This window comes from Kitasatospora sp. NPDC101235 (genome assembly GCF_044767505.1).
Lineage (GTDB): Bacteria > Actinomycetota > Actinomycetes > Streptomycetales > Streptomycetaceae > Kitasatospora.
This window is the reverse complement of the sequence record NZ_JBIWNZ010000009.1, coordinates 1-25499: the sequence shown is the minus strand read 5'-3', so window position 1 is coordinate 25499 and position 25499 is coordinate 1. Positions and strand designations below refer to the sequence as shown.

Sequence of the window (25499 nt, the reverse complement as noted above, 5' to 3'; positions counted from 1 at the left end):
CCCGCCGCTCGCGGCCCGACCCACCGAGAGGAAACCATGCCTGACCAGGGCGGCTCCCGGCAGAACGTCACCTTCCCGAGCAACGGCCGTACCGCGCACGGCTACCTGGCCCGCCCGCCGCAGGGCTTCGGGCCGGGCCTGGTGGTGGTCCAGGAGTGGTGGGGGCTCACCTCGCACGTCGCCGACGTGGCCGACCGCTTCGCCGCCGAGGGCTTCACCGTCCTCGCCCCCGACCTGTTCGGCGGCGCCACCACCCACGACGGCGCCGAGGCGGCCCGGTTCATGCGCGAGCTCCCGGTCGACCGGGCGGTGGAGGACCTGGCCGGGGCCGTCGACCACCTGCTCGCGCTGGACGGCGTGGTCGGCGACGCGGTCGGGGTGGTCGGCTTCTGCATGGGCGGCGGCTTCGCCCTGCTGCTGGCCGCCCGGGCCGGCGACAAAGTGGCCGCCGTGGTCCCGTTCTACGGCCTGCCGCCCGACCCGGACTTCGACTACCGCGGGCTGACCGCCCATGTGCTCGGCCACTTCGGCGAGCTGGACGGCTCGATCCCGATGGCCACCGTGGACGAGGCCGCGATCCGGATCGGCGAGGCCACCGACGTCCGCCCGGAGATCCACTTCTACCCGGCCGGTCACGCCTTCATGAACGACGAGAACCTGATCGGCACCTACGACCCGCTCCAGGCCCGGATCGCCTGGCGCCGCACCCTCACCTTCCTCTGGGGCCACCTCGGCTGAAACCCCACGCTCCGGCGGGCCCGGCATAAAAACGATGGACACCCGTACGGCCCCACGGCATAGTCACCGGGTGCCGACCCCACCCTCACGTCGCTTCGCCTGGGCGAGCCGCAACTTCCGCATCCAGACCGCCGCCACCGTGATCAGCGGCCTCGGCAACGCCGGCGCCCCCATCGCCACCGCCTTCGCCGTGCTCGGCACCGGCGGCACCACCACCGACCTCGGCTACGTCACCGCCGCCCGGCTGGTGCCCACCGTGCTGCTCATGGTGGTCGGCGGCACCCTCGCCGACCGGCTGCCGCGCCACCTGATCATGGTCGCCGCCAACGTGTTCAGCGGGGTCTCCCAGGCCGTCCTGGCCGCCCTGGTCCTGAGCGGGGACGTCCGGCTCTGGCAGATGCTGGCGCTCTCCGCGGCCGGCGGGGCCGGCTACGCCCTCTACTCCCCCGCCTCCGGCGGCATGATCATGCAGGCCGTCCCCCAGGAGCACGCCGCCCGCGCCTTCGCGGTCTTCCGGATGGGCCTCAACGCCTCCCAGATCGGCGGCGCCGCCCTCGGTGGCGCGCTCACCGCCGTCGTCGGCCCCGGCTGGGTGCTCGCCCTGGACGCCCTCTGCTTCCTGATCGCCGGCGCCCTCCGCTTCCTCCTGGAGCCGGAGAAGGACCCGGCCCCCTCCGGCAGCAGCATGCTTCGCGATCTGCGCGAGGGCTGGCGGGAGTTCGCCTCCCGCCGCTGGCTCTGGGTGATCGTGCTCCAGTTCTCCGTCCTGGTCGCCTGCATCAACGCGGTCGAGTCGGTGTACGGGCCGACCGCCGCCGAGCAGCGGCTCGGCGGCGCGGGTGCCTGGGGCCTGGCAATGTCCGCCTACGGCGTGGGCCTGGTGGCCACAGGCGTCCTGATGACGCGCTGGCGGCCCCGCCGGATCCTGCTGGTCGGCAACTGGGGGGTCTTCCTGTTCGGCGTGCCCGCGCTGGCCCTCGCCACTGGGGTGCCGCTACCGCTGCTGGTCGTCGCGATGTTCCTGTCCGGCGTCGGCGTCACCGTCTTCGGCGTCAACTGGATGGTCGCGCTCCAGCAGGAGATACCCGAGGAGATGTTCTCCCGGGTCTCCGCGTACGACGAACTCGGCTCCTACTCGCTGGCCCCGGTCGGCACCGCGCTGGCCGGCCCCGCCGCCGTGGCGCTCGGCCTGTCCGGCGCGCTCTGGGCGTGCGCCGTCATCTGTCTGGTGCTCAGCGCGGTCGTCCTCGTGGACCCACAGGTGCGTCGGCTGAGCCGCCGAAGCACGACGGACGCACCGATGCCCGTCAGCGAGCCCGCGCCCGCCCCGTGAGCGCCCTGTGCGCCCCGCGTGCGCCCACCCGTGGGAAACCGGAGGTGCGCGAGGGTCGTCCGAACAGTCGGGAAACACCACCGTCTCCGAGGGGCCACCGGTGCCGAAGCCACTGCTGTTCCTGGACGTCGACGGCGTCCTGAACCCGCTCTGCCCGTACCCGGACGCCGAATTCGACACCCACACCCTGTTCGGCCACACCGTCCTGCTGTCCACCCGGCACGGCGCCTGGCTGCGCGAACTCGCCGGAACGTACGACCTGGTCTGGGCCACCACCTGGGAGGAGCACGCCAATGCCCACATCGCCCCGGCAATCGGCCTGGACCCGCTCCCGGTGGTCACCTTCACCGGCTACGTCCCCCAGCCCGGCGACCCGCGCGTCCCGCTGATGGAGCTGTTCTCCGCGGCCAAGTGGGCCCCGCTGCTGCGCTACGCCGAGGGCCGGCCGTTCGCCTGGGTGGACGACGTCATCCCACCCCGGCTGGTCCGCCGCTCCCGGTGGCGCCGGGACCGCCTGTTGCTGCGCGTCGACCCCGGCCAGGGCCTGGAACGCCGGCACGTCGACCGGCTGCTCGCCCGCCCGCCGCGCGGCCGGGCGCTGTCGCTCAGGGGGTCGGCAGCCAGCTGACGTGCCCGGCCAGCAGCGCGTACCCGGCGAAGGCCACCGTGTCGATCAGCGCGTGCGCCGCCACCAGCGGCATCACCCGCCCCCACCGCCGGTACAGCAGGCAGAACACCACGCCCATCACCATGTTGCCGACCAGCCCGCCGACCCCCTGGTACAGGTGGTACGAGCCGCGCAGCACCGAACTCGCCGCCACCGCCGCCGGCCAGGACCACCCCAGCTGCCCCACCCGGCGCAGCAGGTAGCCGAGGACGACGACCTCCTCCAGGATGGCGTTCTGCCAGGCAGACAGCACCAGCACCGGCAGCCGCCACCAGACGTCCGGCAGCCCGGACGGCGCCACCGTCAGGTTGTACCCGGCCGCCTGCGAGGCCAGGTAGAGCGCCAGCCCCGACCCGCCGATCGCGGCCGCGACGGCGGCGCCCCGCCCCAGGTCGCGCAGCTTCTGCCCGAGGTCGAAGCCCAGCACCCGTAGCGCGACGCCCTCGCGCACGAGCAGGTAGCCGACCAGCACCACCGGCATCAGCCCGCGCCCGATGTAGTACAGCTGCCACACCAGGTCCAGCCAGGGCCGCCCGGGCGCCCGCGAGCCGTTCAGCGTGGCTACCTGCTGGCCGAGCTTGAGCGGTTCGGTGAGCGAGCCGGTGAAGCTGATCAGCGCGCTGATCCCGCTGGCCCCGAGGGAGAGGCCGAGGACGATCAGCAGCTCCACGCCGAACAGCCGACGGGTGGGCTTCGCGGTCTCCGGCGCGGTCGGGACGGTGGTCACGGGGGCTCCAGCGGACGGGCGGTCGCTCCGGCCGTCGGCCGACCGCCGGAGCGATCATCCTGACACAACCGCCTGACCGCCCGGTGAGGAGGTCTCAGCCCACCGGCCAGGTGTGCACCGGCTCGCCGCCGCGCATGTGTTCGGCGTAGCGCCTGGTCATCGCGGCGAGCGCGGCCGGCCGGTCCATCCCGTACTGCTCGCGCAGCCGGTGGAAGGTCGCGCTCTGCCAGGACGCGCCGTTGGTGTGGCGCAGGCAGCGCTGCTCGATGATGCCCAGGTAGCGGTCCCGGTCGGCGGGCTCCACGCCCCACTCGTCGAGGCCCTGGTAGGCCATCGGCAGCAGGTCGTTCAGCACCAGGTCGACCGCGGACACGGTCTGCAGCCCGCCGCCGCGCCCGGCCCGCCCGGGGCGCGGCCACTGGAACACCGCGTCGATGCCGTACCGGGCGCCCTGCCGGAAGTTCTCGTCCGCCCGCTCGAACGGCAGCCGGGTCCAGACCGGCCTGGGCTGCTCGGCGAGCACCCGTACCAGCCCGTAGTAGAAGGCGGCGTTGGCCAGCGTGTCGGCCACCGTCGGTCCGGCCGGCAGCGCCCGGTTCTCCACCCGCAGGTGCGCCACCCCGCCCGCGACGTCGTACACCGGGCGGTTCCAGCGGTAGATGGTGCCGTTGTGCAGCCGCATCTCGGCGAGCCTGGGCGCCCCGCCGGAGGCCAGCACCTTCAGCGGGTCCTCGTCGTCGCAGATCGGCAGCAGCGCGGGGAAGTACCGCAGGTTCTCCTCGAACAGGTCGTACGCCGAGTCCACCCAGCGCTCGCCGAACCACGTGATCGGGCGCACGCCCTGCGCCTTGAGTTCCGCCGTACGAGTGTCACAGGCCTGCTGGAAGAGTACCGGGCGGGTCTCCCGCCACAGCTCCCGCCCGAACAGGAACGGCGAGTTGGCGCCGAGCGCGAGCTGCGGCCCGCAGATCGCCTGGGCCGCGTTCCACACCGAGGAGAACCGCTCCGGGGTCACCTGGAGGTGCAGCTGGAGCGAGGTGGCGGCGGCCTCGGCCACCATGGTGATCGACTCCAGCTGGAGGTGCTCGACCCCCTCGATGTCCAGCGTGATGTCCTCCCCGCGGGCGGCCAGGATCTGGTCGCTGAGCAGGCTGTACCGCTGGTTGTGGCTCATCGCGTCCAGCCCGGTGTGGGAGTGCTCCAGGGTCGGCAGGATGCCCACCATGACGATCCGGGCGCCGGCCTCGGCCGCCTGCCGGTCGGCGTAGCGCAGACCGGTGTCGATCTCCTCGCGCAGTTCCTCGAAGACGTGCCCGCAGAGCCGGTGCGGCGTGATGTTGACCTCGATGTTGAACCGGCCCAGTTCGGTCTGGAAGTCGCTGGATCCGATCGCGCTCAGCACCTGGGCGTTGTTCATGGCCGGCAGGCCCTGCTCGTCGGCCAGGTTGAGCTCGATCTCCAGGCCCATCACCGCCCGCGGCCGGTCGAAGCGGTCCTCCCGGAGCATCCGTCCGAGCGCTTCGAGACACGTGTGGAGCTTGCGCCGGTACAGCTGCCGGTCCGCCAGTTCCGCCCGAGTCGCCACGACCTTCTCGCCCACGGTCCCCTCCTCCAGAGCCACCCCGTCGAGCACCCGGTCGACCGACCGTGCAAGCATCATGCCCACCTCGAAGATCGATACCCGAACGCGCGTACTGGCTTGCATTGCAAGGCATCTGACGGAAAATCAGACGAACTGTGGACTTGCCCGGCACCACGGCCTGTGATAAACAGATCACCCTGCGCACCTGTTCGAATTTGCACAGCGCTCCGGCCGGTCCGCCTCGCCCCGAAGCCCTCGTCGACGGCGACAACCGTGCCGGCACCGCGATCCTGCACAACCGGACACGGCCGGGCCCCGTCACCGAAGACGCGTCGCCGCGCCACGCCGGTATGCCGCACTCGCACGCCGATCTCGCTTGGAGAGGCGGACCCCGCCATGACTCTGCAACCCCCTCAGCCCCCGCCGAGCGCCCTGCGCGCGGTCCTGGGCGCGCTCGACTCGGAGACCGCGCTGCGCCAGCCCGCCGCCGCAGCGCTGCGTCATCCGACCGGCCCACTGCTCCCCGCCCACCCGCTCGCGGTGCACGTCCTGAACGGCCCGCGCCCGGAGCTCCCGGCCGCCCGCCGCACCGGCTGGCGCTTCCTGATCAAGGACGGCGCCGAGGTGGCCGCCGCCGCCGAGGTGGTGCAGAGCGCCGAGGGCCACAGCTTCTCCCACTTCACCGCCGGCCCCTACCTCGACTCGACGGTCCGGGCGCTGCGCGAGGCCTGGCAGCTCGCCCAGGGCTCCCGGACCCGTCGACAGCCCCGGCTGCTGACCTTCCCCGGCCAGTACGCCACGGCGCTCTGGCTGCACAGCCCCGACACCGGCCCGGCCGCCGACCTGCTGATCCCCCTGGCCCCGGCCCCGCTCGGTGTCACCGCGCACCGTGCCTACCCGGCCGCCGAACTGCTGCCGCTGCTCGCCCGCACCCCGCTCGCCAGGCCACTGCTGCTCGGCTCCTCCTGACCCGCCGGCACCCCGAGGGCCGCCGGGCCCACCTGCCCGGCGGCCCTCGGCCGCGCCCGCACGTCCGCCCCGAAGCTCGTCACCCGAACGGGGACCACCCATCCGCGGCATCCGGCATGGCCCGATCGGGCCATGCCCCGACTGGCCCGTTGGGGCGCCTTTTCCCCTCGGCCCCACCTGAACGGGTGATCTGTGCCCGGGAGTTGTGGCGCATGTCACGAAATCCCTGCGCGCGGGTCCGCAGATGCCGACACTGGGAACCAGCGTGGAAGGACCACCTGTCCTACCCACTTGAGCGCCAGTCCACACCTGGCCTGCGCGCGGACAGGATCCGACCACCGCGGCGGTTCCGGGCGGCACGAACCTCCGGCAACCGCACCACGGGGAGGATCGCAGAGCGAATCGAGGGTACGCGTATGTGCCAGCACCGTCCTGAGTGCCCGTCGGCCGAGTCCGAGGACCGCGAGGCGGCCGCGTCGGTGGCCCGCCACCCGGAGCAGGGCTGGAGCCTGCTCTGCAACGGCGTCGTCCTGTTCGAGGACACCGGAGAACTGCTGCCCGACGGCCGGGTGATCGCCCCGCGCCGCCCCGTCGCCCACGCGGCCTGACCACCCGGTCCGGCCGTACGGCGGGGGCAGCCGCCGACTCGACCAGCGCAACGGGCAGGGCCCCGGCGGAAGCTCCGCCGGGGCCCTGCCGTCAGCCCGGACCTCTCGGGCCCGGACCGGTCAGACGCCGTACTCGTCCAGCGGCGGGCAGGAGCAGACCAGGTTGCGGTCGCCGTACGCGCCGTCGATCCGGCTCACCGGCGGCCAGTACTTGTCCGCCGGGTTGACGCCCGCCGGGAAGACCGCCTCCTGCCGCGAGTAGCCGTGCGCCCAGTCGCCGGCCAGCGTGGCGGCGGTGTGCGGGGCGTTGCGCAGCGGGTTGTCGTCGGCCGCCCACTCGCCCGAGCCGACCTTGTCGATCTCGGCCCGGATGGTGATCATCGCGTCGCAGAACCGGTCGATCTCGTGCAGGTCCTCGGACTCGGTCGGCTCGATCATCAGCGTGCCGGCCACCGGGAAGGACATCGTCGGCGCGTGGAAGCCGTAGTCGATCAGGCGCTTGGCGATGTCGTCCACCGTCACGCCCGTCTCCTTGGTCAGCGGGCGCAGGTCGATGATGCACTCGTGCGCGACCAGCCCGCCCGGACCGGTGTAGAGCACCGGGAAGTGCGGCGCCAGGCGCTTGGCGATGTAGTTGGCGTTCAGCACCGCGACCTGGGTCGCGTGCTTGAGACCCTCGCCGCCCATCAGCCGGACGTACGCCCAGGAGATCGGCAGGATGGCCGCCGAGCCCCACGGCGCGGCCGAGATCGGGCCCACGCCGGTGGCCGGGCCGGCCTCCGCCTGGAGCGGGTGGTTCGGCAGGTACGGCGCCAGGTGGGCGCGCACCGCGACCGGGCCGACGCCCGGACCGCCACCACCGTGCGGGATGCAGAAGGTCTTGTGCAGGTTCAGGTGCGAGACGTCCGCGCCGAACTTGCCCGGCTTGGCGAGGCCGACCAGGGCGTTCAGGTTGGCGCCGTCCACGTACACCTGGCCGCCGGCCTCGTGCACCAGGGCGCAGATGTCGGTGATCTGGGTCTCGTACACGCCGTGGGTGGACGGGTAGGTGACCATCAGCACGGCAAGGTTGTCGCGGTGCTTCTCGATCTTGGCCTTCAGGTCATCGACGTCCACGTCGCCGTCGACCAGGGTCTTCACCACGACCACGCGCATGCCGGCCATCACCGCGGAGGCCGCGTTGGTGCCGTGCGCCGAGGACGGGATCAGGCAGACGTCGCGCTGGGTGTCCCCGTTGGCGTGGTGGTAGGCGCGCACGGCGAGCAGACCGGCCAGCTCGCCCTGCGAACCCGCGTTCGGCTGGATCGACACGGCGTCGTAGCCGGTCACCTCGACCAGCTGCTGCTCCAGCTGGCGGATCAGGGTCAGGAAGCCCTGGGCCTGGTCGATCGGCGCGAAGGGGTGCAGCTGGCCGAACTCCGGCCAGGTCACCGCCTCCATCTCGGTGGTCGCGTTGAGCTTCATGGTGCAGGAGCCCAGCGGGATCATGCCGCGGTCCAGCGCGTAGTCCCGGTCCGACAGGCGGCGCAGGTAGCGCAGCATGGCGGTCTCCGAGCGGTGGCTGTGGAAGACCGGGTGGGTCAGGTACTCGTCCTCGCGCAGCAGCGCGGCGGGCAGCGCCTCGGCGGCCTCGGCGACCTCGACGGCGGGGACGCCGAACGCGGCCCAGACGCCGGCCAGGTGCTCGCGGGTGGTGGTCTCGTCGGTGGAGACGGAGATCCGGTCCGCGCCGTCCTGGTGGACGTTGATGCCGTTGGCGCGGGCGGCGGCGGCGATCTCGGCGGCGCGGCCCGGGACGACGGCGGTGACGGTGTCGAAGAACTCGCCGTGCAGCAGCTCGACGCCGCCGGCCCGCAGGCCCTCGGCGAGGGCGGCGGCGTAGCGGTGGGTGCGGCGGGCGATGTCGGCCAGGCCGTCCGGGCCGTGGTAGACGGCGTACATCGAGGCCATCACGGCGAGCAGCACCTGGGCGGTGCAGATGTTGCTGGTGGCCTTCTCGCGGCGGATGTGCTGCTCGCGGGTCTGCAGCGCCAGGCGGTAGGCGCGGTTGCCGTCCACGTCGACGGAGACGCCGACCAGGCGGCCGGGCAGCGAGCGGGCGTACTCGGCGCGCACCGACAGGTAGCCGGCGTGCGGGCCGCCGAAGCCCATCGGCACGCCGAAGCGCTGCGAGGTGCCGCAGGCGATGTCGGCGCCCAGCGAGCCCGGGGACTTGAGCAGGGTCAGCGCAAGCAGGTCGGCGGCGACGGCGACGATCGCGCCCAGGCCGTGCGCCTGCTCGATCACCGGGGCGAGGTCGCGGACCACGCCGGTGGCACCCGGGTACTGGAGCAGCACGCCGAAGACACCGCGCTCGGCGATCTCGGCCGGGATGCCCTCGGACAGGTCGGCGACGACGACCTCGACGCCGGTCGGCACGGCACGGGTGTTGATCACCGCGACGGTCTGCGGCAGGGTCTCGGCGTCGACCAGGAAGACGCCGCCCTTGACCTTGGTGACGCGGCGGGCCAGCGCCATCGCCTCGGCGGCCGCGGTGCCCTCGTCCAGCAGCGACGAGCCGGAGGTCGGCAGGCCGGTCAGGTCGGAGACCAGGGTCTGGAAGTTGAGCAGCGCCTCCAGGCGGCCCTGCGAGATCTCCGGCTGGTACGGGGTGTAGGCGGTGTACCAGGCCGGGTTCTCCATGACGTTGCGCAGGATCACCGGCGGGGTGAAGGTGCCGTAGTATCCCAGGCCGATCATCGGCTGGAGCACCTGGTTGCGGCCGGCCAGCTCGCGCAGCTCGGCGAGGACCTGGGCCTCGGTCCGGCCCGCGGGCAGGTCCAGGGCGGTGATGGAGCGGATCGCCTCGGGCACCGCGGTGGCGGCGAGTTCGTCCAGCGAGCCGTAGCCGACGGACGCCAGCATCTTCTCCTGTGCGGAGGCGTCGGGGCCGATGTGGCGGTTCTCGAAGGGGCTGGCCAGCTCAAGCTCGGTGAGGGTCGGGGCGCCGGTGGGGCGTCCCGCGTTCGGCTGGGCGTTCATGGTGGTCGAGGCCTCCTGGTCACGGACCGGCGGGGGTACGCACGCCGGCCGGCCTTCACCGCTGCGGACAGCGGACCAGCCTGGGCGGGCGAACCCAACAGGCCTCCCCCTCTGTCATCGGGACCTGAGAGCTTCACCCGCACGGGGCGCCGTGGGCGCTCCGCCGGCTTGCACCGTCGGTGAGGGTGGTGATCGCCGGCTCCCGTGCCGACGCCCCTGCCCTGCTTTCCAGAGTGACCTACCCCACACGGTACGGATGCCTGAGAGATTCCGGGGAGGAGTTGCTCCTTCGGCGCTCCGACCAGCGGTTTTCGCAGTCGGAGACTCTCCCGAGCGGGCTCTGCGGTCGCCGCCCAGGGTACCAGCGGGAGGCGCCCCGATCACGGGTGCGTCAGGTCACTCGGGGTCTACGCGCGTCCCCCGGACGGTCCAGCGCGCAGCCCGTCCGGCGCACCCCGGTCGCACCCGTCCGATTCATGGCTTTTGGTGTGAAGTGGTGGACGGAACGGGCGCTCCGGCCGCCTTCCTGCGGGAGCTCCGCAGGCTCAGCGCACGGGAGGAAAGAGTGCAGACCGACATCGACCCGCGGGACCTCATCGGTCACAAGGCCGTCGACCGCAACGGAGACAAGATCGGCACGGTCGACGAGGTCTACCTGGACGACGCCACCGGCCGGCCCGAGTGGGCCGCGGTCCGGACCGGCATCTTCGGCCGGGACGCCTTCGTCCCGCTGACCACGAGCGAGTTCTCCGGCGACGAACTCCGGGTGCCGTACGACAAGTCACTGGTGAAGGAGTCGCCGGACTTCGGCGTCGGCCAGCACCTGTCCCCCGCCCAGGAGCTCCAGCTCTACCGCTACTACGGGCTCGACACCCCGGCGTACGGCCGCTCGAACGACGATGACGTGAGCCACTCCGAGCAGCCCGACCTCGACTTCGGCACCACCGCGGCCGCCGCCCCGACGACCGCGGCGGCCCCGGCCAAGTCGCTCACCTTCCACACCGCCGAGCACTCCCCCGAGCCCGCCCCGGCCAGAACCCCCACTGCCGCCGCACCCCCAACCGCCGACACACCCAGGACCACCCCGGAGGCCGACATGCGGAACCTCGGCGCCCCCACAGCCGCCACCACCTTCCCGGCGGCCGCGCCCACCTCCGCCCATGCCGACGCACCTGCCACACCTGCCGCACCTGCCGCACCCACCACGGGACCGAGGCCACAGCCCTTCTCCGCCTCCGCCGACACACCCACCACACCCGCCGCACCCACCACGGGACCGAGGCCCCAACCCTTCTCCACCCCCGCCGACACACCCACCACACCTGCCACACCCACCACGGGACCGAGGCCCCAACCCTTCTCCACCCCCGCCGACACACCCACCACACCCGCCGCACCCACCACGGGACCGAGGCCCCAACCCTTCTCCACCCCCGCCGACACACCCGCCACACCCACCACGGGACGGAAGCCGCAGCCGCAGCCCGCCTCCGCTCCCGCCGCCGCCCGCGCGGCGACCATCGCCACCGCGAAGGCCGGCGCCGCCCCCAGCAGCCCGGTGGAGATCACCTGCCGCGAGGAGCGGCTGGAGATCACCACCGAGTGGCACACCCTCGGCACCGCGAAGCTGCGCAAGTACGTGACGACCGAACAGGTCGAGCGCCGCGTCCCGGTGGTCCGCGAGCGCGTCCGGGTCGAGCGGACGCCGGTCAGCGACGCCGAGCGCGCCACGCTCACCGAGAAGGAGATCACCGAGGCCGTCGAAGAGGTCACCCTCCGCGAGGAACGCGCGGTGGTCCGCAAGCACCTCGCCCCCATCGAGCGGGTCCGCCTGGTCGTCGAGCGGTACACCACCGAGGAGGTGATCCGGGACGAACTCCGCCGCGAGCACGTCGAGGTCCACGACACCACCGCCGCCCAGACCCCTGCCTCGTCGTCGGCGACCCCGCCGACCGGGCCGACCCCGCCCGCCACCCCGCCCCGCCCCTCACCGCTGCGGCCGCTCGTCTGACAGCACCCACGACCAGGGCCCCGGACACCGTCCGGGGCCCTGGTCGCGCACGCGACCGTTCACCTCCGCCGCAGGCGCCCTCCACGCACCCTCCACAGCCCCTTGTCGCGTACCCGACCCTTCGCCTTTGCCAAAGCTTAACCAGTCGATATTTGACACTCTGAAGTATCCCCCTGCATGGTTACTTCAGTTCATTCACTATGTACGGGAGGAAGCAACCGTGAGTGAGGCACCACAGCCCACCACCGCGGCCGAGAAGCAGAGCAGCGCCCGGGTCCTGCCGGCCCTCATCCTGGCGATGCTGTCGTTCAGCGTGGTGCAGACCGCGGTCGTCCCGATCCTGCCCTCGCTGGCCAAGGAACTGAGCGTCTCCGCCTCCAGCATCACCTGGCTGATGACCGCCAACCTGCTCTCCGCAGCCGTGCTGACTCCCCTCCTGGGCCGCTTCGGCGACCTCCGGGGCCGCAAGCCGATGCTGCTGATCTCGCTGGCCGGCCTGGTCGCCGGTTCGGCGCTGGCGGTCAGCACCCACTCCTTCACCTGGCTGGTCGTCGCCCGTGTCCTCCAGGGCGCCGGCGGTGGCGTCCTGCCGCTGGCGATCAGCATCGTCCGTGACGAGCTGCCCAGGCAGAAGGTGACCGGCGGCGTCGCCGCCATCAGCGCCTCGATGGGCGTCGGCTCCGGCCTCGGCCTGGTCGCCACCGGCCTCCTGCTGGAGCACTGGGACTACAAGTCGATCTTCTGGATGGGCCTGGTCTTCGGCCTGATCGCGGTCGCCCTGGTCGCCTTCCGCGTCCCGTCCGACCCGGTCACCGACAAGGACGGCGGCGCCGACCCGCTGGGCGCCCTCACCCTGGCCGGCTGGCTCTCCGCGCTGCTGGTCGCGGTCAGCCAGGGCAACCACTGGGGCTGGACCTCCAACAAGACCCTCGGCCTGTTCGCCGTCGCCGCCGTGGTCGCCCTGGTCTGGGGGATCATCGAGACCAAGGTCGCGCACCCGCTGGTGGACATGAAGATGATGGCCCGTCCGGCCGTCGCCTTCACCAACGTGGCCGGCCTGCTCATCGGCTTCGGCATGTACGGCTCCTTCATGGTCATCAGCAACTTCGCCCAGACCCCGGAGAAGCTGACCCACTACGGCTTCACCGCCACCGTGCTGCACGCCGGCATCATGCTGCTGCCGTCCGCGATCGGCTCGATGGTCGCCGCGCCGGTCGGCGCCCTGCTGATCGCCCGTCGCGGCCCGCGCCTGCCGCTGGTCCTCGGTGGCGTCCTCGGCGCCGTGGCGATGGCCTACCTGGCCGTGCGCCACGGACAGGAGGGCGACATCTACACCGCCTCGGCGATCTTCGGTCTCGGTGTGGGCCTCGCCTTCGCCGCGATGCCGGCCTACATCAACGACGCCGTCCCGGCCGAGCAGAGCGGCATCGCCAACGGCATGAACTCCGTGCTGCGCACGGTCGGTGGCGCGATCGGCACCGCCGTCATGGCCGCCATCCTCACCGGCGACACCATGAAGCTGCCGCCGCAGATCCCGCTCTCCCTGCCCACTCTGGACGCCTACAAGCACGCGTTCTGGACCGCGGCCGTCGTCTGCATCGTCGCCGGTGTCGTCCCGTTCCTGATCCGCGGCGCCACGTCGGCCGCCACCCCGACCGTCCTCGGCGGTTCGGCCCAGCAGGACTCCAGCCCCGAGCTGGTCAAGACCGACGCCTGACGAGGCGTCCGGCCCCCGCGCTCAGGGACAGGGCGCGGGGCCCGGTCTCCGTACGTCGCGAGGGCATCACGACCGTACGGCGTCCGGTACGGTGATCGGCCCCGCCCGGTACTCCCCCACCGGGCGGGGCCGCTTCGTGTTTCAGGCCCCCTCCTCCGGCCCGCCGGCCGCATCCGCGTCCGGCACACCGTCCTCGCCCTCGTCCCGGCGCAGCGGCAGCGGCCTGGACGGTTCGAGCGCCGGGTCGTCCACCGCGAAGGTCCGCACCCGCCCCGGCTCGCTCCACGGCGTCTCGAACCGTACGGTGACCCTCCCGACGCCGCTGCCCTGCACCCAGCCCGGCCCGAACTCCTCGTGCCGGACGTCCTGTCCGGGCATCCAGCGCCGCACCACGACGGCCTCCGGCTCCTCCTCGGCCTCCTCGGCCTCGGCCGCCGCCTCCGCGTGCTCCGCAGCTTCCTCCCGCAGCGCCTGCGCGAACAGGTCCTCCTGGGTGTAGTCGGCGAGTTGGGCGACGCCCACGCCGAGCAGCCGGACCCCGCCTGTGATGTCCACCTGTTCGGCCAGCCGGCGCGCCGTCGCGGTGATCACCGTCTCGTCGTCGGTGGGCCCGCCGAGCGTTTCCGAGCGGGTCAGCGTCGAGAAGTCGAACCGCCGGACCTTGAGCACCACCGTCCGCCCCGAGCGCCCGGCCGCCCGCAGCCGCCGCACGCACCGGCCGGCCAGCGTCTCCACCTCGCGCAGCACCCGTTCCCGGTCGGCCAGGTCCACCTCGTAGGTGTCCTCCACCGACACGGACTTGGCATCCTGGTCAGCGATCACCGGCCGGTCGTCCAGCCCTGTCGACATCTGGAAGATCCCGGCGCCGTGCGCCCGCCCGACCAACTGCACCAGTTCCGCCTCCCCCGCCTCCGCGAGGTCGGCCACCGTGTTCAGCCCGGCCCGGCGCAGCACCTGCTCGGTGGCCGGCCCGATCCCGGGCAGCGCCCGCACCGGCAGCGGGCCGAGCACGGCCCGCTCCTGCCCGGGCTCGATCATGACCAGCCCGTCCGGCTTGGCCTGCTCGGAGGCGATCTTGGCCATCAGCTTGGACCCGGCCGCCCCGACCGAGCCGGTCAGGCCGGTCAGCCGCTGGATGTCCGCCCGCAGGTCCTCCGCCAGCGCGAGCACCAGCCGCTCGCCGGTCTCGTGGTCCGCCTCCAGCAGCGCCGGACCATACGGACCGGCCTCCAGGTCCACGAAGGCCTCGTCCAGGCTGAGCGGCTGCACCAGCGGGGACAGCTGCCGCAGCAGCCCCATCACGATCTCGCTGTTCTGCCGGTAGGCCTCGAACCGCCCCGACAGGAAGGCTGCGTTGGGGCAGAGCCGGCGCGCCTGCGCCATCGGCATCGCCGAGTGCACCCCGAACCTCCGCGCCTCGTACGAGGCCGTGGAGACCACCCCGCGCCCGCCGAGCCCGCCGACGATCACCGGTTTGCCGCGCAGGCTCGGCTTGGCCGCCTGCTCCACCGCCGCGAAGAAGGCGTCCATGTCGAGGTGGATGATGCTCGGCAGAGATCGCACCCGCCGATCATCGCGTACGGGTCCGACAGTGCGTACGAACCCGGCCGGACGCCCCGCGGCCGGCCCCCGGTGGCTACCCCTTCGCCGCCTCCGCCAGCGCCTTCGGAATGCCGTCCTCCTTGGGCCCGAGGAACACCGGGTCCGGCCGCAGCCAGGCGTTGGCCGCCGCCTTGCCCGCCCCGGCGATCTCCCGCAGCCCGCCGTACAGCCAGGTCGCGTCGTGCAGCTCCGGCACCCCGACCGCGTACGAGCGGATGCCCGCCGCCTCGCACAGCGCCAGCGCCCGGCGGACGTGGAAGTCCTGGCTGACCAGCACCGCGTGGTCCACCCCGAAGATCCGGTGCGCCCGGGTGCAGGAGTCCCAGGTGTCGAAGCCCGCGTAGTCCCGGACCACCCGGTCCTCGGGCACCCCGTGCTGGGTCAGGTAGGTGTACATCGCGTCGGGCTCGTCGTACTCGACCCGCCCGTTGTCCCCGGTCACCAGGATCGCCTGCACCTTCCCGTCCCGGTACAGGTCCAACGCCGCGACCAGCCGGTGCTCCAGGTAGGGCGAGGGCTTCCCCTGGTCCAGCCCGGCGCCGAAGACCACCGCGACCGGCGCGGCGGGCGCGCTCTCCACCGTGCCGACCCGGTCCCCCGCGGCGCACCACACCCAGGCGCTCGGCGCCAGCGCCAGCGAGCAGAGCACCGTCCCGACCTGGAACACCCTGCGCTGCGTCGGCCGCCGCCGCAGCCGCGTCCCCAGCAGCCCGGCCCTGCGCCGCAGCAGCCCCGCTATCCCGGTGCCGACCCCCACGTGCCCTCCCTCGATCAGGTCAACCAGGCAACACGACGAGGCCGCGGGCCCGAACGGTTCCCCGCCCGGGCCCGCGGCCCCGTCGAACGCCTGCTCAGACCGCCCGGTTGCGCCGCTGGGCCAGCTCGTCGGCCGGGTCGTGCCCGACCAGGGTCTCGCCGGTGTCGGTGCGCTCGGCGTGCAGCCGCCCGAGGGTGAGCTCCAGCTCCTGCCAGACCGCCCCGACCGCGATGCCGAAGACGCCCTGACCGCTCTTCAGCAGGTCCACCACCTGCTGCGGCGTGGTGCACTCGTACACCGTCGCGCCGTCGCACATCAGCGTCATCCCGGCCAGGTCGCCATGATCGGCGGCCTGGAGGTGGGCGACCGCCACCCGGATGTTCTGCAGCGAGACGCCCGCGTCGAGCAGCCGCTTCACGATCTTCAGCAGCAGGATGTCGCGGAAGCTGTAGAGCCGCTGACTGGTGGACGGGTACGCGGTGCGGACGCTGGGCTCCAGCAGTCCGGTGCGGGCCCAGTAGTCCAGCTGGCGGTAGGTGATGCCGGCCGCCGCGCAGGCCGTCGGGCCGCGGAAGCCGAGCAGTTCGGATGTCGGGGCCAGCCGCTCGATGGCCGGCTGGCCCGGTTGTACGGCCGGGAACCTGCCCATCCGGGGGAGATCCGTGACGGTGCGAGCGGTGCGCGGCATGTGCACGGCGCACCGGCCTCCCACGGCCGCGTCATCGCCGGTGCTGCTCATGCCTGCCTCCGTCCACTTGTGCTGCGGGCAACCCGACTGCGGGCATCGGCCACCCGGACAGCCACTCCTGACGGTAGGCAGTCCCCTATGACCCGTCAACGATCGCCACGCCGGGTCAGACAAACCACATCACTCAGGAGAGTGGTTTTTCGTGCCCCTAGTGTGGGTAGGTGGACGGTTTTTGGCAAAACGGGCGGTTCACATAGCCGCCCGACCGGCCCCGCTACTGCGGGCCGCTGCCCCCGAAGTCCTCGGGCGACACCTGGTCGAGGAACTCGCGGAACTTCTCGACCTCGTCCTCCTGCTCGTCCGGGATCGCGATGCCCGCCTCGGCGAGCACCTCCTCGCTCCCGTAGATCGGCGTGCCGGTGCGCAGCGCCAGCGCTATGGCGTCGGACGGCCGGGCGCTCACCTCGACCCCGCCGGAGAACACCAGCTCGGCGTAGAACACACCCTCCCGCAGGTCGGTGATCCGGACCTCGGTGAGCTGCTGGCCGAGCGCCTCCAGGACGTCCTTGAACAGGTCGTGCGTCAGCGGGCGCACCGGCGTCATGCCCTGCTGGGCGAAGGCGATCGCGGTCGCCTCGCCGGGGCCGATCCAGATCGGCAGGTAGCGATCTCCCCCGACCTCCCGCAGCAGCACGATCGGCTGGTTGGAAGGCATCTCCACTCGGACACCCACGACGTCGAGCTCATTCACACAGGCAACCCTATGGCTCCGCTCCCGGATATGAAAGCGCAGAGCCGACGCCGCTGGTCAGCGCGGTGCACCCGGTGCCGCCAGGGCACGTCGGCCGTTATCCGCGGGTCCGCAGACCGGCCTGGACCATTGCCGCGTGCAGCCGTACGGACAGCGTCGCGAGCTCACGGGCGGTGGCCTCCGCGTGCGCCCTGGTCTGCGGGTTGCGGTGCCGGCGCAACGGCGCCACCACCTGTTCCACCAGCGCGATCTCGCGGTCCGCCGCCGCCTTCATGGCCCGCAGGTGGCGGGGCTCCAGCCCGAACCGGCCGAGCTCCGCGACCAGCCGGGCCACCTGGAGCGCCTCGCCGTCGTACCCGCCGTCCGGGCCCGGGGCGACCAGCCCGTAGTACTCCCACTCCGCCAGCTCCGGCTCCCCGGCCTCGGCCGCCGCCAACAGCTCGGCGCGCCCCAGCCGGACCCCGGAGGGTACCTCGCCGGCGGCCACCAGCTCCCGGTCCGCCTCCTCCAGCGGGCCGGGCCGGGCGTCACCGGCGGAAGGCAGCGCGGGCGGGTTCTCACCGCGCTCGATGGCGTCCAGGTGTTCGCGGATCACCCGCAGCGGCAGGTAGTGGTCCCGCTGCATGCGCAGGACGTAGGCCAGCCGCTCCACGTCGGCCGGGCTGAACTTGCGGTACCCCGAGGGCGTGCGGTGCGGCTCCACCAGCCCCTCCGCCTCCAGGAAGCGGATCTTGGAGATGGTGACCTCGGGGAAGTCGTCGCGCAGGAAGGCCAGCACCGCGCCGATGCTCAGCAGATCGTCACCGCCGCGCCGGCGCCCGGCGGGCCGCTCCCCCCGGACCGGCTGCCGCGGGCCCGCGACCACCCCGCGCCCGCCGCGGTCCGCCTGCGGACCGGACGGGGTAGGGGGGGCCGCCCCGAGAGAAGAGGAAGGGGTATTCGTATTCACTCGGGCTCCTGCCGACGTCGTTTTCAGTACCCCCGGTTGTGGCCGGCGAAGAACACCAGCCGGTACTTCCCGATCTGCACCTCGTCGCCGTTGTTCAGCGACACCTCGTCGATCCGCTCCCGGTTCACGTAGGTGCCGTTGAGGCTGCCCACGTCCGCGACGCTGAAGCCGGCCGGGGTGCGGCGGAACTCCACGTGGCGGCGCGAGACCGTGACGTCGTCGAGGAAGATGTCACCCTGCGGGTGACGTCCCGCCGTGGTGACGTCCGAGTCCAGCAGGAAGCGGCTGCCGGAGTTCGGGCCGCGCTGCACGATCAGCAGGGCCGAGCCCGGCGGCAGCGCGTCGATCGCCGACAGCACCTCGGCCGACAGGGCCGGCGTGGCACCGGTGCCGGTCGTGGTGGTGGGGTCGTACGACTCCAGGCCGGAGATGGAGATGGTCGACGTGGTCTCCGCCGCCCCCTCCGGGAGCAGGCCGCCGCGCAGCGCCGTACCGCAGTTGGAACAGAACCGGGCCGCGGCCGGGTTCTGGTTGCCGCACCTGGGGCACGGAGTGGGGCCAGCCATGTTCACAGCCTCCTGGCGCGGCACACCCGACGGGTTGTGCCCGGCGTACGGATCCGGGGCAAACCCTCCACCAGAGGTTGAGGGTGCTGACGGGAAACCTATGCGCGGCTCGCCGGAGGGGTCAACCGACGCGCCGTAGCCCGCCGGATTCCCCGCGAACTGGGCGGCGGCGCCGTCCCGGTACAGCTGCTGACCTGCGTACGGCGCGGCCTCGGGGGCCGGTCGCATGCCCGGTACGGCGGGCTCGTCCTCCGGCCGGCGGTGACGCGCGGTGGGCGCCTCGACGGCGGCCGCGTCGCGGCCCTTGTTGCGACCGAACAACTTCGAGAAGAAACTCACGGGCGAATCCCCTTGCGTGTGACAGACCCGCCCGCGGGGCAGGGTGAGAACCTCGGACTTGCTGCGAGCCCTGTCGTTGCGGCTCGGGCCCGCTGGAGTGGTACTCCGACGGTTGGTGCTGCGGTTGTTGCTCCGGAGCGTACTGGTGCGAACCAGTCTCGCCCATGTGACGGCGGCGCCCCGCAGCGGGTGCCGCCCGCCCTTGACGGGCCGTTCGTCGGGTGCCCCGTCACTTCGAAGCCGGCTTGGCGTACTGCGGCGACTTCGGGTCCACGAGGGCGTCGACGACCACCTTCTGCTGCTGGGTGATCGTCGCCCGCGCCTGGTGGCTCTCCAGCGTGCGGACGACACCTCCCGGGATGTTCAGCGCGGGTGTCAGATCCTGCGGGTTCCCCACGACCGTGAAGCGGTAGGGCTGCGAGACCTTCTTCCCGTCGATCTGCACCCCACCGGCCGACAGGTCGGTGAAGTAGGTGTTGACCACCACGCGCACATCGTTGATCTGAATCGCCTCCGCCCCCGCCGCTCGAAGTTCTTGCAGGGTGTCCAGCAGCATATCTGCCTTCACCTGCCCTTGGGGATCATCGACCGTGAGGACGATGCCCGGACCGGTGGCCTTGACGGTACCGGCGAGCACGCCGAGCTCCGTCACCTTCTTCCTGGTCTGCTCCTGGGCTTCCTTGGCCTGGTTGGAGCTGTTCTCCAACTTCGCCAGGGACTGCTCCAGCTCGGCCTTCTCCTGTTGAAGACGTTGCTGACGGCTGTCCAGTTCGTCGAGGATCCGCACCAGGTCCTCCTGGCGGGCCCCGCGCAGCTGACTGTGGTGGTCGTTGGTCGACCGCACCTGGATCGCCAGGCCCAGACCGAGCGAGAACAGCAGCAGCGCCACCACCAACTGGCCGCGCGACAGCCGCGGCGGCCAGAGCGCCGCCTTCAGGCGCCGCCGGCCCGCGTTCCGGTCCGGGGCAGGTTCGGGTTCGGCGGCCGCCTCCGGCTCGGCCTCAGCGGCAGGCGCGGGCTCCGGCGCGGGGCCCGCCTCGGCCTCGGGCTTGGAATCGGTCTCGGAGTCGGCCTTGGGCTCGGCCTCCGACTCGGCCCCGGGTGCCGACTCGGTGATCTTCGTGAGCCGCAGCGTCGGCTCGGTCACCGAACCGGCCCCGAGCTCAGCCCTGGCGTCGGACTTCTCCTCCGACGCCTCCTCGGCCTCGGCGGTCTCTCCGGCCACTTCAGCCGCCTCGGCCGTGCCCGCCGCACCCTCCGGCCCGGGCTCCCCGTCCGACTTCGGCTCGGGCGCGCCAACGGCCTTCTCGACGGGCTTCGCAGCCGCCTTCTCGACCGGCTTCGCACCCGGCTTCCCTGCGGCCGGCTCGGTCGCCGCTGCCTCCTGCTTCTCCTCCGCCGTCTCGCGGCCCGACTCAGGCACGGAAGACATGGCGCCGGATCGCGGCCGCGTTGGAGAAGATGCGGATGCCGAGGACAACGACCACACCGGTGGACAGCTGCGAGCCGACGCCCAGCTGGTCACCGAGGAAGACGATCAGCGCCGCGACCACCACGTTCGACAGGAACGAGACGATGAACACCTTGTCGTTGAAGATCCCGTCGAGCATCGCCCGGACGCCGCCGAACACGGCGTCCAGCGCCGCCACCACCGCGATCGGCAGGTACGGCACGACGGCGTCCGGCACCTCGGGTTGGACGAAGAGGCCGACGACCACCCCGATCACAAGACCCAGTACGGCAATCACGGTCTGGCTGCTCCTGTCCCTGTCGTGGTCTTGGCGGTTCCGGTGGGCGGACGCCGCTTGGCGGTGGAACTACCGCTGGACGCGGCCGGCGAGCCGGGTGGGGAAGGCGAGGCCGACGGTGAGACGGACGCGCCGGGGCTCTCCTGGGTTCCGGCCCCGGCCGACGGCGAGCCGCTCGGCGCCGTCGGGGTCACCGCGGGCGAGGCCTCGGGCGTCACCGGCTGCGCGGTCCGCAGCGTCACCCCCACGGCCGCCGGCAGCGTCAGGTTCTTCTGCACGGAGAGCGTCGACTTGATGCCGTACTGCTCCTGGAGCAGCCGCAGGTACTGCCCGGCCATGTCCTTCTCGAAGGCGGTGAGGAGCTTCGAGCCGTCCCCGATCGCCTGGATGCTGTACGGCGGCACCAGCGGCCGGTTGTCCACCAGCACCGCCTCACCCGCGGCCCGGATCGCGGACAGCGCGGTCAGCCGCTGGCCGTTGATCGCGATCGCCTCGGCCCCGGATCCCCAGAGGCCGTTCACCACCAGCTGCAGGTCGCGGTCCCGCAGCCGGCCGCTGTTGGAGAAGCCCTGCCCGGCCCGCGGGTCGACGTTTCCGCCGAGGCCCGTGCCAGAGGCGTCCTCCAGGACCAGCTTCACGCCCGGCCCGGTGACCTGGCCCAGGCCCACGGCCCCGGTCACCCCGCCGGGATCGCCGTCTCCCGAGGCGAGCGCCTGCTGCTGCGTGCTGTCGACCTTGAGCCGCAGCTCCTGCACCTGCTTCTGAAGCCTGTCGGCCGAGGTGTTGCTGTCGTTGATCCGGTGGATCAACGCGTCCCGCTCCTTGGCCAGCGACGGCTCGGCCTTGTGCGCGTTCACCGCGCCCACCGTCACCACCGCTCCCACCAGCGCCAGCCCGGCGCCCAGCGTGAGCAGCCCCTGCACGGTGCCGGGTATCCGGCTGTCGCGGGCACCACCGCGCGCGGCGGCCGCCTCCGCGTAGCCCTCGTCCAGGCCGTGGTCCATCACGTTGGTCAGCAAGGACATCGAGGCATCCGGACGGTTGTACCGTCCGTTCGGGGCACTCGGCGTCGGCGTCGCTGGCATGGAGACCATCGTCCCATGTCGCCGGGCTGGCCCGTGCACGGCCCCTGAGCTGCACACACGCTGCACACATGACGGAAAGTGACGGACTGTTCCGAATGATGTGAAAACGGACAGCGGGGCGCGCGGATCACACCGCGCGCCCCGCCGTTCGAAGCAGTCCCGAGCCCGGCTCCCGACCGCGCTCAGGCGCGGACCGTGCTCAGCCCCGGGCCGTCACCGCCCCGCTCCGTCGACCACGGCCGCCCACTCGTCCAGCAGCGCCTCGGTGGCCTCGTCATCGGGGCCCTCCGCCCACAGGTGGGTGACCGCCTCGGCCGGATCCGGCAGGACCAGCGTCCAGCGCCCGTCCGCCTCGACCACCCGGACGCCGTCGGTGGTGTCCAGCCGACGGCTGCCGGCCGCCTCCACCACGGAGCGCATGACCATGCCCTTGGCCGCCCACGGCGTCGCGATGTCCCGGCGCCGGATGTGCGCCTGCGGAATCCGCGCGTCGATCTGACTCAGCGTGAGCTGGGTCCGCGCCACCAGACCGACCAGCCGGACGAACGCCGCGGCGCCGTCCAGCACCCCGCTGAACTCGGGCACCACGAAGCCCCCGCGCCCGTCCCCGCCGAACACCGTTCCCTCGGCGGAGGCCGCCTTCGCGAGGTCGTCCGGCGTCGTCGTGGTCCAGATGACCTGGGTGCCGTGGTACGCGGCGACCTGCTCGGCGATCCGGGTGGTGGTCACCGGCAGTGCCACCTGTCCGCTGCGCCGCTCGGCCGCGACCAGGTCCAGCAGCACCAGCAGCGCCCGGTCGTCGTCGATCACCCGGCCGAGCTCGTCCACGAACGCGACGCGCTCGCCCACCGGGTCGAACCGCACGCCGAAGGCAGCCCGCGAGGAGGCGACCAGCTCGCCGAGCCTGGCCAGACCGGCCCGGCGCTCCTCCGCGTCCTCGGTCGGCCGCGCCTCGTCCAGCCCGCTGGAGACGGTGAGCGCCTCGACCCCGAGCCGGCCGAGGATGCTCGGCAGAACAAGGCCCGCGCTGCCGTGCGCGGTGTCCACGACCACCTTCAGCCCGGCCTCCCGGACCCCGGTGGTGTCCACCGTCCGCAGCAGGTTGCCCGCGTAGGAGTCGAAGACGCTGGACGGGAAGGTCAGGTCCCCGATCTCACCGGGGAAGGCCCGCCGGTACTCCTGGCGCGCGTAGACGCGGTCCAGCTTGCGCTGGCCGGCCTGCGAGAGGTCCGCCCCGCGCTCGTCGAAGAAGAGGATGTCCAGCGAATCCGGCACACCCGGCGTGGTCCGCAGGAAGATCCCGCCCGCGCTCCCCCGCGCCGTGTGCTGCCGGGCCACCGGCATGGGCACGTTCTCGAGGTCGCGGACGTCGATCGCTGAGGTCTGGAGCGCCGAGATCATCGCCCGTTTGAGCGCACGCGCACCACGCGAGTGGTCACGCGCGATGGTGACGGTGGCGCCCTTCTTCAGCGTCGTCGCGTACGCCCCCGCCAGCCGTACGGCCAGCTCCGGGGTGATCTCGACGTTCAGGATGCCCGAGACGCCGCGGACCCCGAAGAGGTGCTCCTGGCCGCGCGACTCCCAGATCACCGAGGTGTTGACGACGGCGCCGGCCTCGATGGTCTTGAACGGGTAGACCCGGACGTTCGCCCCGATGATCGACTCCTCGCCGACCAGGCACTCGTCCCCGATCACCGCACCGTCCTCGATCCGCGCGGCCCGCATCACGTCGGTGTTCTTGCCGACCACGCAGCCCCGCAGATTGCTCTGCGGCCCGACGTACACGTTGTCGTGCACCACCGCCTTGTGCAGGAACGCGCCGCGCTTGACGACCACGTTGCTGCCCAGCACGGTGTGCTCACGGATCTCCACGCCGGCCTCGACCTTGGCGTAGTCCCCGATGTACAGCGGCCCGCGCAGCACCGCCTCCGGGTCCACCTCGGCACCCTCGGCGACCCAGACCCCCGGGGAGATCTCGAACCCGTCGAGCTCGACGTCGACCTTGCCCTCCAGGACGTCCGCCTGGGCCTTGCCGTAGCTCTCGTGGGTGCCCACGTCCTCCCAGTAGCCCTCGGCGACATAGCCGTAGACCCGCTTGCCCTCCTTCAACAGCTGCGGGAAGACGTCACTCGACCAGTCGACGGACTCGCCCGCCGCCACGTAGTCGAAGACCTCGGGCTCCATCACGTAGATACCGGTGTTCACCGTGTCGGAGAAGACCTGCCCCCAGGTCGGCTTCTCCAGGAATCGCTCGACCCTCCCCTCGTCGTCCGTGATCGTGATGCCGAACTCCAGTGGATTCGGCACCCTCGTGAGACAGACGGTGACCAGAGCGTCCTTGCTGCGGTGAAAGTCGATCAATTCCGAGAGGTCGAAGTCGGTCAGCGCGTCACCGGAGATCACCAGGAAGGAATCGTCCTTGAGCGCGTCCTCGGCGTTCTTGACACTCCCCGCAGTGCCCAGTGGCGTCTCCTCGTGGGCATAGGTCAGGTGCATGCCCAGCTCTTCGCCGTCACCGAAGTAGTTCTTGACCAGTGACGCCAGAAACTGCACGGTGACGACTGTGTCGGAGAGGCCGTGCCGCTTCAGCAGCCGAAGCACGTGCTCCATGATCGGCCTGTTGGCGACCGGAAGCAGCGGCTTCGGCATGCTGGAGGTCATCGGGCGGAGTCGGGTTCCCTCGCCCCCTGCCATTACAACGGCTTTCATTACGGGTGCGTCCTCCTTCGCGGTGGTGGACCAGCAGGTCCATCAAACCGTTCCAGAGGGTTGTCTACCCGGAAGGTATCGTCCGACGCACCGATGAGGCGTGGGGCTTCTCTCAGATCAGGTCTCAGATCGTGGACGCCGAGCCCGCGGTGCTCCCCCGGATGATCTGCCGCGCCTGGACCGCGTAAAGAATCGCGGCCCACCAGTACAGGGTCGTCCCCCACCAGATGAACGCCCAGCTCACCACCTCGGCCGGCCGGGCGATCCAACTGTCCACGCTGCCGAGCAGCAGAAGCGGAAACGCGTACATCAGATTGAAGGTCGCGGCCTTCCCCAGGAAACTCGTCTGGAGCGGGCCGTAGCCGTGCCGGTTCAGAATCGGCAGCAGCGTGGCGATGAATGCCTCACGGGCCAACAGGATCGCAGTGAGCCACCATGGCAGAATCTCACGCCAGGTCAATCCGACCAGCGTGGAAAGCACATAGAGCCGGTCAGCCAGCGGGTCGAGCAGCTGCCCCACCCGGCTGATCTGCCCCCACCGCCGGGCGAGCTTCCCGTCCAGGTAGTCGCTGATCCCGCTCAACATCAGGATCAACAGCGCCCAACCGTCATTGTTGGGACCGTCGAAGACCGGCCACAGGATGAGCCAGAGGAAGAGCGGAACACCGACCAGCCGGCCCATGCTCAGCATGTTGGGGATGGTGAGGACGCGATCGGTCTGGACCCGCGTCTCCTGGACCTCCACCCGGGGGGCCTCCTGTCCCGTGTGACGACAATTGCATGTTGACCTTACAACAGAGAAGCCCCCGACCGGTTCACCCGGCGGGGGCTTCTCTAGAATAATTGTTCGGCGGCGTCCTACTCTCCCACAGGGTCCCCCCTGCAGTACCATCGGCGCTGTAAGGCTTAGCTTCCGGGTTCGGAATGTAACC

General features: G+C 72.0%; 21 protein-coding genes, 1 rRNA gene, 1 pseudogene and 1 riboswitch. Of the genes and pseudogenes, 8 read left to right on the top strand and 15 right to left on the bottom strand.

Annotation, left to right across the window (positions count from 1 at the left end; all coding sequences use genetic code 11):
* Positions 1 to 36 precede the first annotated feature (36 nt).
* From ACIRRH_RS17065 to ACIRRH_RS17055, 3 genes are all read left to right on the top strand, one after another.
* Positions 37 to 738 carry a dienelactone hydrolase family protein gene (locus tag ACIRRH_RS17065; protein WP_403067468.1) on the top strand — a complete coding sequence of 234 codons (702 nt, stop codon included), beginning with the start codon at positions 37 to 39 and terminating at the stop codon, positions 736 to 738.
* Positions 739 to 808: 70 nt separating this feature from the next.
* Positions 809 to 2071 (top strand): MFS transporter, encoded by a 1263-nt coding sequence (locus tag ACIRRH_RS17060; RefSeq protein ID WP_403067466.1) that lies wholly within the window; start codon positions 809 to 811, stop codon positions 2069 to 2071.
* A 100-nt stretch (positions 2072 to 2171) separates the two neighbouring features.
* The gene (locus ACIRRH_RS17055) at positions 2172 to 2699 is read left to right on the top strand and encodes an HAD domain-containing protein (protein ID WP_403067464.1); all 528 of its coding nucleotides are present in this window, start codon (positions 2172 to 2174) and stop codon (positions 2697 to 2699) included.
* On the opposite strand, the gene ACIRRH_RS17050 is transcribed toward ACIRRH_RS17055, so the two are convergent.
* Both ACIRRH_RS17050 and ACIRRH_RS17045 read right to left on the bottom strand, forming a co-directional pair.
* Positions 2677 to 3465, bottom strand: a complete 789-nt coding sequence (locus tag ACIRRH_RS17050) for a CPBP family intramembrane glutamic endopeptidase (protein ID WP_403067462.1) — start codon at positions 3463 to 3465, stop codon at positions 2677 to 2679. The two genes, ACIRRH_RS17055 and ACIRRH_RS17050, sit on opposite strands and share 23 nt — an antisense overlap.
* A 94-nt stretch (positions 3466 to 3559) precedes the next feature.
* On the bottom strand, positions 3560 to 5065 hold the full coding sequence (locus tag ACIRRH_RS17045; RefSeq protein ID WP_403067933.1) for a glutamate--cysteine ligase: 1506 nt from the start codon (positions 5063 to 5065) through the stop codon (positions 3560 to 3562).
* 378 nt (positions 5066 to 5443) lie between these two features.
* Here ACIRRH_RS17045 and ACIRRH_RS17040 point away from each other — a divergent pair, with 378 nt between their 5' ends.
* Together ACIRRH_RS17040 and ACIRRH_RS17035 are read left to right on the top strand one after the other, a co-directional pair.
* The gene (locus ACIRRH_RS17040; protein ID WP_403067460.1) at positions 5444 to 6016 is read left to right on the top strand and encodes a hypothetical protein; all 573 of its coding nucleotides are present in this window, start codon (positions 5444 to 5446) and stop codon (positions 6014 to 6016) included.
* 416 nt (positions 6017 to 6432) lie between these two features.
* Entirely contained in the window at positions 6433 to 6624 is a 192-nt protein-coding gene (locus ACIRRH_RS17035) for a DUF5999 family protein (RefSeq protein WP_188300053.1), read from the top strand.
* Between the two features lie 120 nt (positions 6625 to 6744).
* Here the strand turns inward: ACIRRH_RS17035 and gcvP are convergent, their stop codons facing one another.
* The gene (gene gcvP, locus ACIRRH_RS17030) at positions 6745 to 9645 is read right to left on the bottom strand and encodes an aminomethyl-transferring glycine dehydrogenase (protein WP_403067458.1); all 2901 of its coding nucleotides are present in this window, start codon (positions 9643 to 9645) and stop codon (positions 6745 to 6747) included.
* A gap of 238 nt (positions 9646 to 9883) precedes the next feature.
* Positions 9884 to 9987, bottom strand: a riboswitch (glycine riboswitch).
* A gap of 223 nt (positions 9988 to 10210) precedes the next feature.
* On the opposite strand from gcvP, the pseudogene ACIRRH_RS17025 reads away from it, so the two are divergent.
* The 3 genes and pseudogenes from ACIRRH_RS17025 to ACIRRH_RS17015 all read left to right on the top strand — a co-directional run.
* A pseudogene (locus ACIRRH_RS17025) lies at positions 10211 to 10594 on the top strand (PRC-barrel domain-containing protein); the annotation flags it as partial.
* 147 nt (positions 10595 to 10741) lie between these two features.
* Positions 10742 to 11656 (top strand): YsnF/AvaK domain-containing protein, encoded by a 915-nt coding sequence (locus ACIRRH_RS17020; RefSeq protein ID WP_403067930.1) that lies wholly within the window; start codon positions 10742 to 10744, stop codon positions 11654 to 11656.
* A gap of 220 nt (positions 11657 to 11876) precedes the next feature.
* Positions 11877 to 13373, top strand: a complete 1497-nt coding sequence (locus ACIRRH_RS17015) for an MFS transporter (RefSeq protein WP_403067456.1) — start codon at positions 11877 to 11879, stop codon at positions 13371 to 13373.
* Positions 13374 to 13514: 141 nt separating this feature from the next.
* Here ACIRRH_RS17015 and ACIRRH_RS17010 read toward each other — a convergent pair whose 3' ends face one another.
* From ACIRRH_RS17010 to rrf, 12 genes are all read right to left on the bottom strand, one after another.
* Positions 13515 to 14936, bottom strand: coding sequence for a DNA polymerase IV (locus tag ACIRRH_RS17010; RefSeq protein WP_403067454.1), 1422 nt, complete (start codon positions 14934 to 14936; stop codon positions 13515 to 13517).
* A gap of 73 nt (positions 14937 to 15009) precedes the next feature.
* A complete protein-coding gene (locus ACIRRH_RS17005) occupies positions 15010 to 15732 on the bottom strand; it encodes a vancomycin high temperature exclusion protein (protein WP_403067452.1) in 723 nt (240 codons plus the stop codon).
* Positions 15733 to 15826: 94 nt separating this feature from the next.
* Positions 15827 to 16471 (bottom strand): MerR family transcriptional regulator, encoded by a 645-nt coding sequence (locus ACIRRH_RS17000; RefSeq protein ID WP_403067450.1) that lies wholly within the window; start codon positions 16469 to 16471, stop codon positions 15827 to 15829.
* A gap of 223 nt (positions 16472 to 16694) precedes the next feature.
* Positions 16695 to 17171, bottom strand: coding sequence for a bifunctional nuclease family protein (locus ACIRRH_RS16995; RefSeq protein WP_224276619.1), 477 nt, complete (start codon positions 17169 to 17171; stop codon positions 16695 to 16697).
* A gap of 97 nt (positions 17172 to 17268) precedes the next feature.
* Complete coding sequence (locus ACIRRH_RS16990) at positions 17269 to 17964, bottom strand: MerR family transcriptional regulator (RefSeq protein WP_403067927.1); 696 nt, start codon at positions 17962 to 17964, stop codon at positions 17269 to 17271.
* Positions 17965 to 18143: 179 nt separating this feature from the next.
* A complete protein-coding gene (locus ACIRRH_RS16985; protein WP_403067448.1) occupies positions 18144 to 18686 on the bottom strand; it encodes an FHA domain-containing protein in 543 nt (180 codons plus the stop codon).
* A gap of 568 nt (positions 18687 to 19254) precedes the next feature.
* Positions 19255 to 20448 carry a DUF881 domain-containing protein gene (locus ACIRRH_RS16980; RefSeq protein WP_403067446.1) on the bottom strand — a complete coding sequence of 398 codons (1194 nt, stop codon included), beginning with the start codon at positions 20446 to 20448 and terminating at the stop codon, positions 19255 to 19257.
* Positions 20441 to 20773 carry a small basic family protein gene (locus ACIRRH_RS16975; RefSeq protein ID WP_030062488.1) on the bottom strand — a complete coding sequence of 111 codons (333 nt, stop codon included), beginning with the start codon at positions 20771 to 20773 and terminating at the stop codon, positions 20441 to 20443. Before ACIRRH_RS16975 ends, ACIRRH_RS16980 begins: the two co-directional genes overlap by 8 nt.
* The gene (locus ACIRRH_RS16970; protein WP_403067444.1) at positions 20770 to 21798 is read right to left on the bottom strand and encodes a DUF881 domain-containing protein; all 1029 of its coding nucleotides are present in this window, start codon (positions 21796 to 21798) and stop codon (positions 20770 to 20772) included. Before ACIRRH_RS16970 ends, ACIRRH_RS16975 begins: the two co-directional genes overlap by 4 nt.
* 273 nt (positions 21799 to 22071) lie before the next feature.
* A complete protein-coding gene (locus ACIRRH_RS16965; protein WP_224276616.1) occupies positions 22072 to 24567 on the bottom strand; it encodes a mannose-1-phosphate guanyltransferase in 2496 nt (831 codons plus the stop codon).
* A 124-nt stretch (positions 24568 to 24691) separates the two neighbouring features.
* Positions 24692 to 25312 (bottom strand): CDP-alcohol phosphatidyltransferase family protein, encoded by a 621-nt coding sequence (locus tag ACIRRH_RS16960; protein WP_403067441.1) that lies wholly within the window; start codon positions 25310 to 25312, stop codon positions 24692 to 24694.
* 100 nt (positions 25313 to 25412) lie between these two features.
* Positions 25413 to 25499: ribosomal RNA gene (gene rrf, locus ACIRRH_RS16955) — 5S ribosomal RNA — on the bottom strand; the annotation flags it as partial.

Coding starts and splice junctions, on each gene's coding strand:
- ACIRRH_RS17065 (WP_403067468.1), top strand. CDS start 37: ATGCCTGACCAGGGCGGCTCCCGGCAGAACGTCACCTTCCCGAGCAAC.
- ACIRRH_RS17040 (WP_403067460.1), top strand. CDS start 5,444: ATGACTCTGCAACCCCCTCAGCCCCCGCCGAGCGCCCTGCGCGCGGTC.
- ACIRRH_RS17035 (WP_188300053.1), top strand. CDS start 6,433: ATGTGCCAGCACCGTCCTGAGTGCCCGTCGGCCGAGTCCGAGGACCGC.
- gcvP (WP_403067458.1), bottom strand. CDS start 9,645: ATGAACGCCCAGCCGAACGCGGGACGCCCCACCGGCGCCCCGACCCTC.
- ACIRRH_RS17020 (WP_403067930.1), top strand. CDS start 10,742: ATGCGGAACCTCGGCGCCCCCACAGCCGCCACCACCTTCCCGGCGGCC.
- ACIRRH_RS17000 (WP_403067450.1), bottom strand. CDS start 16,471: ATGAGCAGCACCGGCGATGACGCGGCCGTGGGAGGCCGGTGCGCCGTG.
- ACIRRH_RS16985 (WP_403067448.1), bottom strand. CDS start 18,686: ATGGCTGGCCCCACTCCGTGCCCCAGGTGCGGCAACCAGAACCCGGCC.
- ACIRRH_RS16970 (WP_403067444.1), bottom strand. CDS start 21,798: ATGTCCTTGCTGACCAACGTGATGGACCACGGCCTGGACGAGGGCTAC.
- ACIRRH_RS16965 (WP_224276616.1), bottom strand. CDS start 24,567: ATGAAAGCCGTTGTAATGGCAGGGGGCGAGGGAACCCGACTCCGCCCG.